This window comes from Curtobacterium sp. LFS079 (assembly GCF_047977865.1).
GTDB lineage: Bacteria > Actinomycetota > Actinomycetes > Actinomycetales > Micrococcaceae > Arthrobacter.
The window spans coordinates 172333-188159 of sequence record NZ_JBFPFO010000006.1; the positions used below are offsets into that span (position 1 = coordinate 172333).

The 15827-nt window shown below is 67.8% G+C and carries 15 protein-coding genes; 13 read left to right on the top strand and 2 right to left on the bottom strand.

Features of this window, described 5'->3' with window-relative positions:
* Window positions 1–17: 17 nt before the first annotated feature.
* The 4 genes from ACNQPB_RS12460 (at window position 18) to ACNQPB_RS12475 (ending at window position 4288) form a co-directional block, all read left to right on the top strand.
* The gene (locus tag ACNQPB_RS12460; RefSeq protein WP_498752092.1) at window positions 18–1703 is read left to right on the top strand and encodes an HNH endonuclease signature motif containing protein; all 1686 of its coding nucleotides are present in this window, start codon (window positions 18–20) and stop codon (window positions 1701–1703) included.
* Window positions 1704–1967: 264 nt separating this feature from the next.
* On the top strand, window positions 1968–2723 hold the full coding sequence (locus ACNQPB_RS12465) for an ArsR/SmtB family transcription factor (protein ID WP_498752094.1): 756 nt from the start codon (window positions 1968–1970) through the stop codon (window positions 2721–2723).
* A gap of 96 nt (window positions 2724–2819) precedes the next feature.
* On the top strand, window positions 2820–3653 hold the full coding sequence (locus ACNQPB_RS12470) for a GntR family transcriptional regulator (RefSeq protein WP_498752096.1): 834 nt from the start codon (window positions 2820–2822) through the stop codon (window positions 3651–3653).
* Between the two features lie 26 nt (window positions 3654–3679).
* Complete coding sequence (locus ACNQPB_RS12475) at window positions 3680–4288, top strand: glyoxalase (RefSeq protein ID WP_498752098.1); 609 nt, start codon at window positions 3680–3682, stop codon at window positions 4286–4288.
* A gap of 34 nt (window positions 4289–4322) precedes the next feature.
* Here the strand turns inward: ACNQPB_RS12475 and ACNQPB_RS12480 are convergent, their stop codons facing one another.
* Window positions 4323–6122, bottom strand: coding sequence for a PucR family transcriptional regulator (locus ACNQPB_RS12480; RefSeq protein WP_498752100.1), 1800 nt, complete (start codon window positions 6120–6122; stop codon window positions 4323–4325).
* Between the two features lie 103 nt (window positions 6123–6225).
* Between ACNQPB_RS12480 and ACNQPB_RS12485 the strand changes: the two genes are divergently transcribed.
* The 9 genes from ACNQPB_RS12485 (at window position 6226) to ACNQPB_RS12525 (ending at window position 14936) form a co-directional block, all read left to right on the top strand.
* Complete coding sequence (locus ACNQPB_RS12485; protein ID WP_498752102.1) at window positions 6226–7095, top strand: GNAT family N-acetyltransferase; 870 nt, start codon at window positions 6226–6228, stop codon at window positions 7093–7095.
* A 30-nt stretch (window positions 7096–7125) separates the two neighbouring features.
* Window positions 7126–8076 carry an ABC transporter substrate-binding protein gene (locus tag ACNQPB_RS12490; protein WP_498752104.1) on the top strand — a complete coding sequence of 317 codons (951 nt, stop codon included), beginning with the start codon at window positions 7126–7128 and terminating at the stop codon, window positions 8074–8076.
* Entirely contained in the window at window positions 8073–9014 is a 942-nt protein-coding gene (locus ACNQPB_RS12495; protein WP_498752106.1) for an amino acid ABC transporter permease, read from the top strand. Before ACNQPB_RS12490 ends, ACNQPB_RS12495 begins: the two co-directional genes overlap by 4 nt.
* On the top strand, window positions 9011–9775 hold the full coding sequence (locus tag ACNQPB_RS12500; protein ID WP_498752108.1) for an amino acid ABC transporter ATP-binding protein: 765 nt from the start codon (window positions 9011–9013) through the stop codon (window positions 9773–9775). Before ACNQPB_RS12495 ends, ACNQPB_RS12500 begins: the two co-directional genes overlap by 4 nt.
* A gap of 25 nt (window positions 9776–9800) precedes the next feature.
* Complete coding sequence (locus ACNQPB_RS12505) at window positions 9801–10913, top strand: mandelate racemase/muconate lactonizing enzyme family protein (protein WP_498752109.1); 1113 nt, start codon at window positions 9801–9803, stop codon at window positions 10911–10913.
* 81 nt (window positions 10914–10994) lie between these two features.
* On the top strand, window positions 10995–11372 hold the full coding sequence (locus ACNQPB_RS12510) for a YciI family protein (RefSeq protein ID WP_498752111.1): 378 nt from the start codon (window positions 10995–10997) through the stop codon (window positions 11370–11372).
* On the top strand, window positions 11354–12664 hold the full coding sequence (locus tag ACNQPB_RS12515; RefSeq protein WP_498752112.1) for an RNA polymerase sigma factor: 1311 nt from the start codon (window positions 11354–11356) through the stop codon (window positions 12662–12664). The genes ACNQPB_RS12510 and ACNQPB_RS12515 overlap by 19 nt, the downstream gene beginning before the upstream one ends.
* A complete protein-coding gene (locus ACNQPB_RS12520; RefSeq protein WP_498752114.1) occupies window positions 12661–13092 on the top strand; it encodes a pyrimidine dimer DNA glycosylase/endonuclease V in 432 nt (143 codons plus the stop codon). Before ACNQPB_RS12515 ends, ACNQPB_RS12520 begins: the two co-directional genes overlap by 4 nt.
* Window positions 13093–13331: 239 nt before the next feature.
* The gene (locus tag ACNQPB_RS12525) at window positions 13332–14936 is read left to right on the top strand and encodes an ABC-F family ATP-binding cassette domain-containing protein (protein WP_498752116.1); all 1605 of its coding nucleotides are present in this window, start codon (window positions 13332–13334) and stop codon (window positions 14934–14936) included.
* Between the two features lie 2 nt (window positions 14937–14938).
* Here ACNQPB_RS12525 and ACNQPB_RS12530 read toward each other — a convergent pair whose 3' ends face one another.
* Window positions 14939–15748 (bottom strand): pullulanase X25 domain-containing protein, encoded by an 810-nt coding sequence (locus tag ACNQPB_RS12530; protein ID WP_498752117.1) that lies wholly within the window; start codon window positions 15746–15748, stop codon window positions 14939–14941.
* Between the last annotated feature and the right edge of the window lie 79 nt (window positions 15749–15827).

Here is a 15827-nt window from a genome sequence, read left to right on the forward strand (position 1 = left end):
CGTGACAGGGTTTATTCATGGGAGGGGTCGCTCTTGAAGTAACGGATCTGCGGACGGATCGTCCGCAGCCGCAACACGGGCTGAGGGTGCTGCGTCCGGCAGACATCAAGCGTGCGGCCGTGGTGGGATCCGCGGAGGAATTGGGGCCCGCAGAATCCGGCGGCGCCCTACGGGAAATCCTCGCCTTGTTGAACACCCTGCGCCCGGAGGCGGCTGCCGAATCCCGGATGTTTGGCTTCGATGAGGCGGCCGACTTCGCAGGGACGGTGGAGGAGATCTCCAGGACGGTGGAGTTCCTGCAGATCGTCGCGGCCCGGGCTGTTGAGCGGACCCGTGAGGAAGCCCGGACGGGCGTGTTTGACGCGGCGGACGATGGCTACCGGAATGCTGCAGAGTTCCTTCGGTGCCGCTTGAGGATCGGTATTGGTGAGGCCCGGCGCAGGCTCGCCCTGGCGTCGACGTTGCTCCCGGGAACGGGGATGGCCGGGCAGGATGTTCCGGCACTGAACGAGTCAGTTGGCGCCGCGGTCGCGTCGGCGCAGTTGTCGTCGCGTTCGGCCACGGTGATCAATGTGGCCCTCGAGCAGGTCCGCCACGTCGCCGATGAATCCACCCTCCGGCACATGGAGCAGGCACTGACCGACACCGCCAAACAAAGTGATCCCGACTTCGTGGCCAGGGTTGCCCGGCGGTGGTGCGACGCGATCGACCAGGACGGGCACGAACCTACCGAAGAGGAACTGCGCCATCGGCAAGGGGCTTTCCTCCGGAGGCCGCGACGCGGACTGCAGCACGTGGAAATCTTCGCCACGCCCGAACAGTTCGAAACACTCGCCACGGTGATGAACGCGGCTGCCAACCCTCGGCTCCAATGCGCCTCAGAAAACCCGGACGTTCCAGAGAATCACGACGCCGGGCCCCGCGTTTCGCTCGATCGCCGCTCGCGTCCGCAGAAGCTGTTGGACGGACTGGTCGGCGCCTGCGGTATCGCCCTGGCGTCGGGACAGCTACCCACCAACGGCGGCCTCCGGCCGCAGGTGCTGGTCACCATCGACTACCGCGACTTGCTGTCGAAGATCGGCGGACGCTTCGGTACCGGCGGCGGCCCCGGCGGCCAGGATTGCACTGGCTACCAGGGCGGCACCGGCTATCAGGGCCACACTGGCGATCAGGGCGGAACCGGCTATCAGGGCCACACTGGCGATCAGGGCGGAACCGGCTATCAGGGCCGCACTGGCAGGCAGCGCGCTGCGGGCGGCATCGCAAGCACGAGCAACTCCGGGAGCTCAACATTCCAAGGGCCGATTCCTCCCGAGGTTGTCCGCAAGATCGCCTGCGATGCGGACATCATTCCGGTCGTGCTCGGCGGCGAATCCCGTGTACTGGACATCGGACGGACCAGCCGGATCTTCCCGCCCCACATCCGCAAGGCGATCACCGCCCGGGACCAGGGCTGCGCGTTCCCCGAATGCACCATGCCGGCGCCCTGGTGCGAAGCCCACCACATCGACTACTGGTCGCACGGAGGCACCACCGGAGTCGACAACGGGACCCTGCTCTGCAGCCATCACCATCACGTCGTCCATAAGGAACGGTGGAAGATCAGAGTGGCCTCCGGCGTGCCGTGGTTCATCCCGCCGCCGCATCTGGATCCAGGCCAAACCCCGCGGCGAAACCAGTTCTTCAGGCCTTCGAGGACCTGAGGGGGCGGGGCCTGGGCCGCGGGAAAGGACCGACCGCATTCCGGTTGGCACCGGGGCGCGCCGGCAACTGCACCAGCGGTGGGCCGCCCATTTATCTACCCGGGCTAGCGACGAGCGACCGACCCGGAAGCTTCCGCGAGCCGGAGACCCGGCGCGGAAACCTGCCATCGCGCCCGGGGCCACACCGGAACCCGCCGCGACGCAACGCGAAGTCCCGACCGAAACCCGTTGACATGTGACCAAATGGTCACCTATTCTGCAACCATGGACGCCGTCTTCAAGGCACTCTCCGACCCCACCCGCAGGGAACTGCTCGACGAGCTTTTCCGCGAGGACGGGCAAACTTTGGGAGCCCTTGAAGCCCGGTTCGAGATGACCCGTTTCGGGATCATGAAGCACCTCCGCATCCTTGAGGAAGCCGGCCTGGTGGTCACGCGCCGTCGTGGTCGCGAAAAGCTGCATTTCCTCAACCCGGTGCCCATCCGGCTGGTCCACGACCGCTGGGTCAGCAAATACGCAGAACCATGGGCCGCTGCCCTCAGCGACCTCAAATCCAGATTGGAAAGTCCCATGGAAAAAATCTTCGAGATCTACATCAAGACCACCCCGGAACTGCTCTGGGAGGCCATCACCACCAGCGAGATCCGCCAGAACTACCAGTTCGGCAACACAGTTACCTCCGACTGGACGCCCGGTGGTCGCTTCGAAATGCACAACCCCAGGGCAAATGGCATGGTGCTGGGCGATGGCGAAAACCTGGAGGTCGATCCTCCCCGCCGCCTCGTCCAGAGCATGCGCGCGCTGTGGGACGACGACGTCAAGGCGGAAGGCACGTCGAAGGTCACGTGGGAGATCGAGCAGGTGGGCGATTCCTGCCACCTCACCGTCACCCACAGCGACCTCCGCGAAGGCGCCAACGACCAGCTCTACGGCGGCTGGCCCATGATCCTCTCGGGCCTGAAGACCTGGCTGGAGACCGGCGAAAGGCTCACCACGCCGGGCTCGCTGCTGTACGGCTGAACCGCGCCGGGCGACGCAACGGGGCCCCGCCGCCACTGGATTTGATTTGTTATACAACCCCGATACAGTGGCGATACCCCACCCAAGCGAGGCCCCGTGAGCGACACCGCCGTCCAGTTCCTGTCCCGACCCCTCACCGCCCAGCCGGGCCAGCCCCTGCGCGTGGCCGCGTACTCCCGCATCGCCGAGGCCATCCGCACCAAGCTGCTCTCCCCCGGTTCGCTGCTGCCCACCGAAACCGAGCTCGGCGTCATGATGGACGTCAGCCGCACCGTCATCCGCGAAGCCCTCATGCTGCTCGAGGAAGACGGCCTCACCCGGGCGCGCCGCGGCGTCGGACGCTTCGTGGCAGACTCCCTCCCCCGCATCGGCATCGAAAAGATCCGCCCCTTCGACCAGATCCTGGGCGGCTCCGAGCTGGACGTGCAGGTCAGGCGCACTCTTTCGGAGATCCAGCCGGCCTCCGAATTCGCGGCCCCGGGTATCGGCGTTGAACCCAACGAGGACTGCTGGCTCTGGGAAAGCGTGCTCATCCGCAACGGCGAAGTGATCGGGCACCTGCAGGAGAACGTGCCGGCGGACGCCGGTCGGGAGCCCGGGCTCGCGTCCGGCGCTGCGTCCGGGAAAAAAGGAGCCGACGACGGCGACTGGCTGGCCGCCGCGGCCGACCCCGCCGGGCGCACCAGCCTGGCCCCGAAGACCCTCCTTGAGATCCTCGCCGCGCGTCCCGGCATGACGCTGGGCCCGGGCGAATGCCAGATCAGCCTCAGCACCGCCGGCCCGAGCCGCGCCAAGCTGCTGGACCTGCGGCCCTCGGATCCGGTGCTGGTGCTCACCCAGTACGTGCGCCGCGCAGGCAAGCCCTTTTACCTGGCCAAGTGCCTGGTGGCCGCGAAGGCCGGGCACCTGTCGGTCATGCAGTCCTCGTAGGGCACAAGCTCACTAGGATGGCTGCCATGGGAGCCATCGAATACGTCATCATCGAGGCGGCCGACACCACCGCGGCCGAGGCCTTCTACCCCGTCGCCTTCGGGATGGGCGGCCGGGTGCGTGTGCGGGAATCGCAGGCGCCGACCAGTGGTTTCCGCGGGTTCACGATGTCACTGGTCGTGCCCCAGCCAGCCGACGTGAACAGCCTCATTGACGGCGCCCTCAAGGCCGGCGCAACAGTGCTCAAGCCCGCGGCGAAGTCACTCTGGGGATACGGCGGCGCGGTCCAGGCCCCCGACGGCACGATCTGGACGGTTGCGTCCCAGTCGAAGAAGGACGCCGGTCAGGCCACCGGGCAGATCGATGCGGTCGTGCTCCAGATGGGTGTGACCGATGTGTCCGCAAGCAAGCAGTTCTACCTCGACCGCGGCCTCACCGTGTCCAAGAGCTTCGGATCCAGGTATGTCGAGTTCGACACGGGTCCCATCAAGCTGACGCTCAACAAACGTGGCGTGCTCGCTAAAACGGCCGGCGTTTCACCGGACGGCACCGGGTCGCAGCGGCTCGTGATTGGGAGCGACGCCGGTGCGTTCACGGACCCGGACGGATTCGCCTGGGAGGCTGCAGCGGACTGAGCAGGACCCCAGCAGGGCCTGAACTGGAACCGAGCTACGCTGCCCCAGGTCCCGCATCCCCGGAACTGCCCCCACCCAGTTCCTGCATGGCCAGGCTCAGCCATAGCACCAGCATGTCGTCCGGCTGGGCGGGGTCGATGCCGAAGATTTCCTCCATCCGCCGCAACCGGTACCGGAGCGTGTTTTGGTGCAGCGACAATGCGTGCGCCGTCTTGGCCGAGTCGCACGAGAAGGCCAGGTACGTCCGGAGGGTCTTTGCATAGTCGGTGGCGGCGCGGGCATCGTGCTCCAGCATCGCCGCCGCGGCCGGGGACATCAGCCGTGGCTTGCTGCGGAACAGGGCCGCCACCTCCAACAGGGTGAGCCGGCTTCGCATCTCCTCCGCGCTGGCGTACGCGGCCCGGCCCGCGGCGGCCGCCGCAGGCGCGGCACCGGCAGTGCCGGCCCCGGCAGACGCCGTCCCAGCAGGCCCAAGCCCGCCGGAACCGGCCCCACCAGACCCAGCCCCACCAAACCCAGCCCCGGCACCGCCGTCGGCCAGCATCAAAAGCACCAGGTCGGCGTCGTACTTTGACCGGCTGATCTCGTTCACCGCCGCAACCGGCGTCCCCAGCGACACCCGCAGCTCCAGCCGCAGCGAAGCGGCGGCCCGCTCGATCAGCCGCCGGGCCAGGGTCCCGATCTGCGGCAACGCGGACGGCCCGGCCTCCGTAAACAGTGCGTAGATGGTGGTGCCGAGCATGACGCACTGGGTCCCCTGCCGGTACGCCTCGCATTGCGTGCTCACCAGGTCCAGCACCCGCGCCAACGCGATCTCCTCCGAGCCCGGCACCACCTCCGTTTGGAAGGCGACGACGGCGAACGGGCCCTTGCGTCCGAGCGCCAACTGTTCCGCCACGAGCTGGGAGTCGCTGTCGCTTTCCAGGAGCCGGCGCAGCAGTTCGGCCCGTTGCTGGCGGGCGAGGTCGTAGCTGCTGCGGGCGCGGAGCATGTGCAACGCGGCGATGTCGGCGGCGCTCTCCAGGGCGCGCCTGGCCTCGGCATCGAAGGTACCGTCCGCGTCCACCACCCAGATCGACCCGAGCGGCTGCGTCCCGGCACGCACGGCGATGGCCAGCCGGTCCATGGCGGCATCTCCCACGCCTTTGACGTGCACGGCGCCCTCGGACCGGAACACCGCGGCGTACTGCCCGGCGTTCTCCGGCAGGTAGGGCACCTGCCGCCCGAGGATGCCGCTGCGCCGGTCCTCGTCGATGGGCTGCCCCGGCAGCGTGGAGTACGCCAGGATCTGTTCCTGCAGGTTCTCGATGGTGGTGGCGCCTCCAACCATCGCGGCGATCGCGTTGGCCAGCGCGAATAAATCGCCCACGCCGAGCGGCACCAGCGAACTGTTGGCCTCCGCGAGCGTCCCCACAGCGGATTCGAGCAGGCCGTCCAGTTGCCGCCACGAGACTTCGTCCGCCACGACGAGCAGCGCGATGCCGGCGCGATCCGCCATGGCGGCGAGCTCATCAACGCCCTCCTGCGTGCCCGCCTTGATCACGACCGCCGCGAAACCCGCCGCGGCCGCTTCCTCCAGGACGGCGGCGGTCCGGGGATCTGCCGGGCTCAGACCGATGCCCAGCAGGATCCCGCCCGGCAAGGATTCCAGCGGCGCCGTGGGGTCGTAGAGACCCGGGCTCAACAGCGCCAGTTCGGGCAGCGGGCCGTGCGAGCGGATGCCAAGGCCCGAACCTTCCAGCAGCTTGAGGAGTTCCTGCAGCGGAATCTGGCGGGAATGGCTGGCGGGCCGGGACTGGCCGTGTTGCTGGCGCTGGGACGGGATCGAAGCCATGCCCAGCAACCTATCCGCCCTTGTGGAAAACAACAAGCTGAGTCCAAAAGCTTGGTGCCGCACGCTAAAGCCAGCGGCATGGGCGCCTCGCCATAGTGGAGGAATGTCACTCCTTGTTCAAGAGCATCCTGTTGAAGCACACCCCGCAGCACGCCAAGCCCGGGAAGCGGCCACCGCGGCCGCCGAACGGGCCGGCGTCACGGTCGTCGAGGAGTCGGACCGCGACAAGCTCCGGGACATAGAAGGCCTGCTTATCTCCGTCTGGGGAACGTCCCCGCACGGCGCACCTGTCCCCTTCGACGTCCTGCGCAGCATCTCCCACGCCGGCTGCAACATCTCCGCCGCATACCTGCCGGATGGCACCCTCTGCGGGGCCGCCGTCGCGATCGTCACCCCGGGCGGCGCGGCCACTTATTCGTTCATCGCGGGCGTGGCCCCGGGCATCGCGGACAAAGGCGTCGGCTTCGCCCTCAAGCAGCACCAGCGCGCCTGGTCCCTGGACCGCGGCATCGAAACCATGACCTGGACCTTCGATCCCCTCGTCAGCCGCAACGCCCGCTTCAACCTCAGCAAGCTCGGCGCCCACGTCCGCGACTACGAGCGGAACTTCTACGGGCTAATGGACGACGAGATCAACGCCAACGACGAAAGCGACCGTCTCGTGGCCGTCTGGCCGCTCTCCTCACAGGAAAGCGTCGCCTGCAGCCAGGGCCACCCCCGCGACGTCGAGCTCCCTCCGCTGGAGAGCACGGCGGTCCTGAAGGACGGGCCCGACGGCGAGCCCCAGCTTCTTGATGCCGACGGCACTCTCTGGTGCCGCGCACCCCGCGACATCGTGGCCCTGCGGGCGGCCGATCCGGAGCAAGCCGCGCTCTGGCGCAGCACCATGCGCGAGTCCTTCGAAACCGCCTTCGCCGCCGGCTACCAGGCCGACGGCGTCACCCGCACCGGCTGGTACCGGCTGAGCCGCTAGCCGCTAGCCACCCCCACCAAGGAGTCCTCAATGAACGCCTCAACCCAAAAACCCTCCCTGCGGCGTCTGCTCTCCGCCGCCGCCCTTCCGCTGGTACTCGGCCTGAGCGCCTGCGGCGGTGCCGCCACCCCCGCAGAAACCGCCAAGCCCGTCTCAGCCGCCGACGCCGATCCCGCCGCCGCTGCTGCCCTCCCGGACCGCTTCAAGCAGGCGGGGACCATCAAGGTGGCATCGGACATCCCCTACCCGCCGCTGGAAATGTTCGACCAGAACCAGAACCTCACGGGCCTGGACGTGGACCTCGCCTCGGCCCTGGCCGCCAAGCTCGGCGTGAAGCTGGAACTGCAGAAGCAGGCCTTCGACAGCATCATCCCGTCCCTGCAATCGGGCAAGAACGACATCATCATGTCCGGCATGAACGACACCCCGGAACGCCAGAAAACCCTGGACTTCGTGGACTACCTGCACGCCGGCTTCTCCATCCTGGTCCGCGAAGGCAACCCGGAGAACATCACCACGGCACTGGACCTGTGCGGCAAGACCGTTGCCGTCCAGAAGGCCACCGTGCAGGGCGATATCCTGCGCAGCTACGAACAGAAGTGCAAGGACAAGGGCTCCAGCCCGATCAACGTCACCGAACTGCCCATGGAAACCGACGTGCAGACGGCTGTCCGCGCCGGAAAGGCGAGCGCCGACGTCGTCGACTCCGCCCCGGCAGCCTATGCGGCCAAGACCGCCGGCGACGGCAAGGTCTTCGACATCGTCCGCGACCCCGCCAACCCGGCCGGCTACAACCCGGTGTACACCGGCATCGGCGTGTTGAAGAAGGACGCCGGGCTCAGCAAGGCCCTGCTGCTGGCCATGGAAGCGATCGTCAAGGACGGTACGTACGAGGAGATCCTGAAGAAGTACGAGCTTTCGGACTACTCGGTCAAGAAGGCCGGCATGAACCTGGGATCCGACGCCAAGGACAGCAAGTGAGCAGCCCGGCGCCTGCCGCCACGCACACTGCCCGGCACGGTGCCGCCGTCGCAACGGAAACGGATGACGACGTCGTCGCGGTCCCCTTGCGCCACCCCTGGCGCTGGGTGGTGGCCGCCGTCCTGGTGCTCGCCTTGGCGGGGCTCGTTGGCTCACTGTGGACGAACCCGAACATCGAGCACTCCACGATCGCCACCTACCTGTTCAACCCCAAGATCATCAACGGCGTGGGGCTCAGCCTGCTGGTCACCGTGGTGGCGATGCTCATCTCCACCGTGCTGGGCGTGCTGCTGGCTGTGATGCGGCTGTCGAAGAACCCGGTGATGAACGCCTTCGCCTGGCTGTACGTGTGGGTGTTCCGCGGGACGCCGCTGCTGATCCAGATCGTGTTCTGGGGCTACCTGGGCCTGCTGTATTCACAAATCAGCCTCGGCGTGCCCTTCACGGACTTCACCGTGTTCTCCGTGGACACCAACACCCTGGTGCCGGCGTTCGTGGCCGGCCTGCTGGCGCTGACCCTGAACCAGGCCGCGTACTCGGCGGAAATCATCCGCAGCGGCATGCTCTCGGTGGACCCCGGCCAGCATGAGGCGGCAGCGTCACTGGGGATGTCGCCGTCGTACACGCTGTTCAAGGTGGTGCTGCCGCAGGCCATGCGCGTCATCATCCCGCCGATGGGCAACGAGACCATCTCCATGCTGAAGCAGACCTCGCTGCTGTCCGTGATCGCGGTGCTGGAGCTGTACACGGTGGCCACGCAGATCTCCTCGCAGAACCTGCGCCAAGTGGAACTGCTGCTGGTGGTCAGCGCCTGGTACCTCTTCCTCACCTCGGTGCTGTCCGTGCCGCAGTACTACTTGGAGCGCCACTACGGCCGCGGCACCGCCGCCCAGGCACCCACCCTGTTTGAGCGCATCATTCAAAGGAAAAAGCGATGACTGAAACCCTGGTGCGGGCCAGCAACGTCCGCAAGAGCTACGGGCACGTGGAGGTCCTCAAGGGCGTTTCGCTCACCGTCAAGGCGGGCGAGGTGATGTGCCTGCTGGGGCCTTCCGGCTCCGGGAAGTCCACGTTCCTGCGCTGCATCAACCACCTGGAACGGGTGGACGGCGGCCGGATCGAGGTGGGCGGTGACCTGGTGGGCTACGCCCGGCGGCACGGCAAGATCTTCGAGATGAACCCGCGCGAAGTCTCCCGGCAACGCCGCGGCATCGGCATGGTGTTCCAGCGCTTCAACCTCTTCCCGCACATGACCGCCCTGGAGAACATCATGGCGGCACCCGTGGGCGTGAAGAAGGTGGAACGCGGTGCGGCCAAGGCCCGGGCCTACGAGCTGCTGGAACGCGTGGGCCTGTCCCATGTGGCCGGCCACTACCCGGCCCAGCTCTCCGGCGGGCAGCAGCAGCGAGTGGCGATCGCCCGGGCCCTGGCCATGGACCCCGAACTGCTGCTCTTCGACGAGCCCACCTCGGCCCTGGACCCCGAACTCGTAGGCGACGTGCTGGACGTGATGCGCCAGCTGGCCGCGGACGGCATGACCATGATCGTGGTCACCCATGAAATCGGCTTTGCCCGCAGCGTCGCGGACACCGTGGTGTTCATGGACGGCGGCGTGGTGGTCGAGGCCGGCTCCCCCGCCGAGGTCATCAGCAACCCGCAGAACCCGCGCACCGTCGCGTTCCTCAACTCCGTGATGTGAAAGCCGGCTACATGAAAGGCACCGAATGAAGATCACCAAAGCAACCATCACCCGCATCGACGTTCCGCTCAAGGAACCGTTCGTGGTGGCCTACGACACCTACGCCACGATGCCGAGCATCGTGCTCGCGCTGGAGACCGACGATGGCCTGGTCGGCTACGGCGAAAGCGTGCCGGACGCGCACGTCACCGGAGAGACTCCGGGCGGCGCCGTGGAGGCGCTGCGCACCGAGCTGCTGCCCGCCGTCGTCGGGCTCGATCCTTACGACATCACGGCGATCCACCAGCGCATGGACGCCGCGATGAAGAACAACGGTTCCGCGAAGGCGGCCGTGGACATCGCATGCTGGGACCTGGCGGGCAAGGCTGCAGGGCGGCCGGTCTACAGCCTGCTGGGCGGACGGAAGCCGGAGAACCCGACCATCGCGCGGGTGATGAGCATCCTCGCGCCCGAGGTCCTGGCCGGGCAGGCGGTGCAGGCGCGGGCCGAGGGATTCCTGCACCTGAAGATGAAACTGGGCGGGAAGGACGGGCTCGACGTCGAACGCGTCCGGGCGGTGCGCGCGGCAGTCGGGCATGACCTGGCGATCCGGGTGGACGCGAACCAGGGCTGGGGCGATCCCGCGACGGCGATCGCCATGATCCGGGAGCTGGAACCGTTCGGGATCGACTGGGTGGAGCAGCCCATCCGCGCCGACGACGTGGACGGCTTCGAACAGATCCGCGCCCAGGTGGGTGTGCGGCTCATGGCTGACGAGGCCGTGGTGTCCCAGGGCGACCTGGCGCGCTTCGTGAAGGCCCGCAGCGTGGACATGGTGAACCTGAAACTGCAGAAGAGCGGCGGCATCCGGGCCTGCCACCGCCTGGCGACGCAGGCCGAGCTGGCCGGTTTCAAGGTGCAGATCGGTTCCATGCTGGAGACGAGCATCGCCTCGGCCGCCGGCTACCACCTGGCGCTGGCGCACCCCGCCATCGTGTCCACCGAGCTTTCCGGGCCGGTGAAGTTCTCCCGTGAACCCGGCAACCTGGAATTCCGGATCCCCGAGGTGCTGGTGACGGACAGGCCGGGGCTCGGCGTGGACGTGGACCTGGACGTGCTGGAGGACCTCGCGGTGGGGCGTTTTGAGGTGGGGGCGTAGCTTTTGTCGATTGGTCCTTGCCTCATTCGTCTTGAGAGTGAGCCCATCACGGGCCACCATCGGATCAAGGAGGAGAGAACCATGCGCTACACACTGCTGATGCACTACCAGGAAATGACTCCCGAGGAGCTCGGACCGGAAATGCTGGAACAGGGCGAGGCGGCCATGAACAGCTACGCGGCCACCCTCCAGCAGGCCGGGGTGCTCCTGGGCGCCGAAGTCTTGCAGCCTTCGCACGCGAGCACCACGGTCACCAAGCAGGACGGGAAGCTGCGGATCCAGGACGGGCCGTTCGCCGACACCAAGGAACAACTGGGCGGCTACTTCCTGATCGACGTGCCGGACCTGGACGCCGCCATCCAGTGGGCCGGGCAGGCGCCCGCCGCCATGTGGGGCAACGTGGAAATCCGCCCCGGTGCCATGCACACTGTGGACGGCACGTGGGCGCCGAGCGCCTGACACCCGGCACCGGGACAGTCGACGACGGCGGGGCGCGGGCGGCCGCGGAACTGGCCGCCCGCGCGTCGTACGGCCGCCTGCTCGCCATCCTCGCGAGCGGCACCGGAGACGTGCTGCTCGCGGAGGACGCCCTGGCCGACGCCTTCGAACAGGCGCTCCGGCACTGGCCCGCCGACGGAGTACCGGAGCGGCCAGAGGCCTGGCTGCTGACCGTGGCCCGGAACCGGCAGCGGGACGAATGGAAGTCCGCCCGGCACCGGCTGTCCACTCCCCTGGATTCCCTCCCGGAGCCTGCCATGCCTGACGAATCCCCTTTCCCCGATTCATCGTTTCCCGAGCGGCGGCTGCCGCTCATGCTGGTGTGCGCGCACCCAGCCATCGCGGAAGACATCCGCGCTCCCCTGATGCTGCAGACCGTCCTGGGCTTCGACGCCGCGCAGATTGCCGCGGCGTTCGCCGTCCCGCCAGCCACCATGGCCCAACGCCTCGTCCGGGCGAAACGGCGCATCCGGGATGCCAGGATCCCCTTCGAACTTCCCGGCCCCGAGGTCCTCCCGGAACGGCTGCCGCCCGTGCTGGAGGCGGTGTATGGGTGCCTGGCGATTCCGGCGCTGTCGGCGGGCGCTGGTTCGGCGGGGTCCGACGACGGCGGCACGGGTTCCCGCCCGTCCCTCGCCGAAGGGCTGTTCCTGGCCGAGCTCGTGGCCGGCAGCCTGGAGACGGAACCGGAGGCCTGGGCGCTGGCGGCTTTGGCGGCCTTCCTGCTCTCCCGTCCCGCCGGCGGGAGCTATGTGCCGTTGGAAGATCAGGATCCGGGAAGCTGGAATGCCGTGCTGATCGGGCGCGGCGAGGATTACCTTCAGCGGGCGGCGGCTCTGGTTGCGGCTCCTCGTGGGCCGGGCCGTTTCCAGCTGGAAGCGGCCATCCAGGCCGTGCACGCCGCGCGTTCCCGGAGCGGCCGGACGGACTGGACCGCCTTGGGCACCCTGTACGGGGCGCTGAATGCGGTGGCACCAACGTTGGGATCGCTGGTTGCCCAGGCTGCCGTGATCGGCCGGCTCGATGGACCGCTGGCCGCGCTGAGGCGCCTCGACCGGATTGCCGCCGAACACCCGGCAGGCTGCGAACGATTCCAGCCATTCTTCGCGGCCCGGGCTGTCGCATTCGAGGCCGCCGGCGATCCGGACAGCGCTGCGGACTGCCTGCGCACGGCCATCGGGCTGAGCAGCGAAACACGGATCAGGCAGTACCTGGCGGCTAAGCTGCGTGGCATGGAGGAAAGCACCCGATGAGGATCTGGTCCCTGCACCCCAGCCAGCTGGACCGGGCCGGGCTCGTTGCGTGCTGGCGCGAAACCTTGCTGGCGCAGGCCGTACTCACAGGCCGCACCCGGGGTTACCAGAACCATCCCCAACTGGTGAGGTTCCGGGCGGACGCAGAGCCGCTGGCCGCCGTCGGCTCCTATCTCAGCGGGATCGCCGCGGAAGCCCGGGCGCGGGGCTACAACTTCGACGCCGGCCGGATCCTGGAGCCGGGCCTGCTCGCCGGGCGCATTCCCGTCACGCAGGGCCAATTGGACTACGAATGGCAGCACCTGGGAGCCAAGCTGCAGCGGCGCAGCCCGGACGACGCACAACGCTGGGCGGACGCCGAGCCCGCGCCGCATCCGCTGTTCTTCGTGCAGGATGGGCCTGTGGAGGCGTGGGAACGGGTGCAGTAAAGGCTCTGTGGTAGCCTCGACGGCATGGAGATTGAGGTCGACAGAATCTAGCCGCCGGCGTTCCGGTGGCCATGCGCCCCTCCTTTTGAATCCCCGTCGCGTCCCTCCTTGACGCTGTTCCCGGGGAACCGGAACGTTCCGCGCTTCTGATTCGAACCATCAAGCGAACCACGCCGCAATGCCGCCTGCCCGTTACCGGACCCGGCCAAGACGCGCGCTCCGGACGAAAGAACCACTCCATGAAATCAGCGATCTCCCTTCACAACCTCACTTTCCACTGGCCCGACGGAACCCCGGCACTGTCCGCGCTCAACGGATCCTTCACCCCCGGACGGACCGGCTTGGTGGGGCGCAACGGCACTGGAAAATCCACCTTGCTGAAGCTGCTCGCCGGGGTGCTGGAACCAAGCAGCGGCCGGGTCGAACGCAGCGGCGAGGTGGGCTATCTGCCCCAAAACCTCACCCTCCGCAGCGACACCACAGTGGCCGGATTGCTTGGCATTGGACACATCCTCGCGGCCATGAAGGCCATCGAGGCCGGCGACGTCAGCCAGGAACATTTCGACACCATCGGCAACGACTGGGACATCGAGTCGCGGGCAGACGAAGAACTCCAGCAGATCGGCTTCGCCGCCGCCGACCTCCAGCGCCGCGTCGCCGAGGTCTCCGGCGGCGAAGCGATGCTCATCGCCCTGACGGGCCTCCGGATCCGGCGCACCCCCATCACGCTGCTGGATGAACCCACCAACAACCTCGACCGCACCACCCGCCGCCAACTGACCCGCATGGTGGACGAATGGCCCGGCACGCTGGTGGTGGTCAGCCACGATGTGGAGCTCCTTGAACACATGGAAAACACCACGGAACTCCATGCCGGCGGGCTGGAAACCTTCGGCGGCCCGTACAGCGCGTGGAAGGCATACCGGGAACAGGAGCAGGCGGCCGCGGTCAACGCTGCGCAGTCCGCCCAGCAGGCCCTCAAGGTGGAGAAACGGCAGCGGGTCGAGGCCGAAACCAAGCTGACCCGCCGCGAACGGACCGCGAAAAAGACCCAGAAAGACGGCGGCATCCCGAAGATCCTGGCAGGAAACCGGGCCAGCAACGCCCAAGTCTCAGCGGGCAACTTGCGCGGCACATTGGACGGCAAGGTCGCCGCGGCACAGGCCGCCGTCGACGCCGCAGACGCAAGGGTCCGGGAGGAACAGCACATCAAGCTCGAGCTGCCGGATCCGCAAGTGCCGCGCGGCAGGCGGATCGCGGAAATCCACGACGGCCACCGCACGTTCGTCATCCAAGGCCCCGAGCGCGTGGCGCTGGTAGGCCCGAACGGCTCCGGCAAGTCGACCCTGCTTGCGCGCCTGCTGTCCGGCGATGCCGCTCCGGCGCTGCCCGGCGGGATGCTGCTGACCGAGCGGGTCGGGTACCTTCCGCAGCGGCTGGACGGGCTCGACGACGGCGCGAGCGCCCTGGAGAACGTGCAGTCCGTAGCGCCCTCGACGCCGTCGGGAACCATCCGCAACCGGCTGGCCCGCCTGCTGCTGCGCGGCGCAGCGGCGGACCGGCCGGTGGGGACACTCTCCGGCGGCGAACGCTTCCGGGTGAGCCTGGCGAAACTCCTCCTGGCCGAGCCGCCCGCGCAGCTGCTGGTCCTCGACGAACCCACCAACAACCTGGACATCTCCAGCGTGGAACAGCTGGCCGAAGCCCTGGACCACTACCGCGGCGCCGTGCTGATCGTCAGCCACGACTTCGCGTTCCTGGAACGGCTGGGAATCGACACCGTGCTGGAGCTCGGTGCGGACGGCCGGCTCCAGCAGCGCCGGGGCCTGGAGGAAGTCGCCTAGGACTAGCTCAGGACGATATCGCGGGTGGCGTGGCTGTACGTGAAGGTGACCTTGCCGCCGTCGTGGTGCAGCTCGTGGTTGGCGCCGTCGCGGACGCCGAACGCGCCGTAGTTTTCATCCCACGAACGGTCGAGCGCGATCTTGTAGGTGTAGAAACCGGCGGGCAGTTCAGCGCTGAGCGTCCAGAGCTTCTTGCGGGCGTTGTACTTCATCTGGACTTCGTCGTACTGGGGAGCCCAGTCCTCCGGAGCGCCGAGCAGGGTGCTGAAGTCACCGGCGACGGCGACGGCGGAGGGCTGCTCGAGCTTCGCTTCCTTCGCGGCAGGGGCCTTCGCGGCAGCATTCTTCGCGGGGGCTTCTGCCGCCGTCGTGCTTTCGCTCTTGCCCGCGGTCTTGCTTGCGGCGGGCTTCCGGGCGGCTGGCTTCCTGGCAGCCGGCTTCTTGGGAGCTTCCGGCAACGGGGTACCTTCCGGGACCGGGGTACCCGCGGCGAGTGCAGCGGCAAATTCTTCCGGCTTGGCGAAGGCGACCGTGGCGCGCAGCCCGTCGTCGGTGATGGTCCAACCGGAGCGGCCCTTGACCAGCCAGCTGGCCTTGACGAGCTTGGCCGTGGCAGTGGTCAGAGCCTTGTGGCCGCGCGGGATGCCGCCGCTCAGGAGCTCGGATTCATGGTCGTCAAAGGGGACGCGCGAGGCTGCTTCAGCCAGGACTTCGCCGGCATTCAGGGTGGTTTCGGACCAGGTTCCCTCGGCCAGTACGTCGAGGACCGTCTTGAGACGGGTGATGCTGTTGTCGGCGGCAGTCTTGGCCATGTGGCTCCTTCAGCGGCGGGTATTTTCTTGCAGTCTGCCAAGCCTTTGTAAATTCCGGGTGTCACAACCGGTTAACTCC

Bases quoted from the DNA above. Each gene is read 5' to 3' on its own strand.
- ACNQPB_RS12460 (WP_498752092.1), top strand. From the start codon at position 18: ATGGGAGGGGTCGCTCTTGAAGTAACGGATCTGCGGACGGATCGTCCG.
- ACNQPB_RS12465 (WP_498752094.1), top strand. From the start codon at position 1,968: ATGGACGCCGTCTTCAAGGCACTCTCCGACCCCACCCGCAGGGAACTG.
- ACNQPB_RS12475 (WP_498752098.1), top strand. From the start codon at position 3,680: ATGGGAGCCATCGAATACGTCATCATCGAGGCGGCCGACACCACCGCG.
- ACNQPB_RS12480 (WP_498752100.1), bottom strand. From the start codon at position 6,122: ATGGCTTCGATCCCGTCCCAGCGCCAGCAACACGGCCAGTCCCGGCCC.
- ACNQPB_RS12485 (WP_498752102.1), top strand. From the start codon at position 6,226: ATGTCACTCCTTGTTCAAGAGCATCCTGTTGAAGCACACCCCGCAGCA.
- ACNQPB_RS12490 (WP_498752104.1), top strand. From the start codon at position 7,126: ATGAACGCCTCAACCCAAAAACCCTCCCTGCGGCGTCTGCTCTCCGCC.
- ACNQPB_RS12500 (WP_498752108.1), top strand. From the start codon at position 9,011: ATGACTGAAACCCTGGTGCGGGCCAGCAACGTCCGCAAGAGCTACGGG.
- ACNQPB_RS12505 (WP_498752109.1), top strand. From the start codon at position 9,801: ATGAAGATCACCAAAGCAACCATCACCCGCATCGACGTTCCGCTCAAG.
- ACNQPB_RS12510 (WP_498752111.1), top strand. From the start codon at position 10,995: ATGCGCTACACACTGCTGATGCACTACCAGGAAATGACTCCCGAGGAG.
- ACNQPB_RS12520 (WP_498752114.1), top strand. From the start codon at position 12,661: ATGAGGATCTGGTCCCTGCACCCCAGCCAGCTGGACCGGGCCGGGCTC.
- ACNQPB_RS12525 (WP_498752116.1), top strand. From the start codon at position 13,332: ATGAAATCAGCGATCTCCCTTCACAACCTCACTTTCCACTGGCCCGAC.
- ACNQPB_RS12530 (WP_498752117.1), bottom strand. From the start codon at position 15,748: ATGGCCAAGACTGCCGCCGACAACAGCATCACCCGTCTCAAGACGGTC.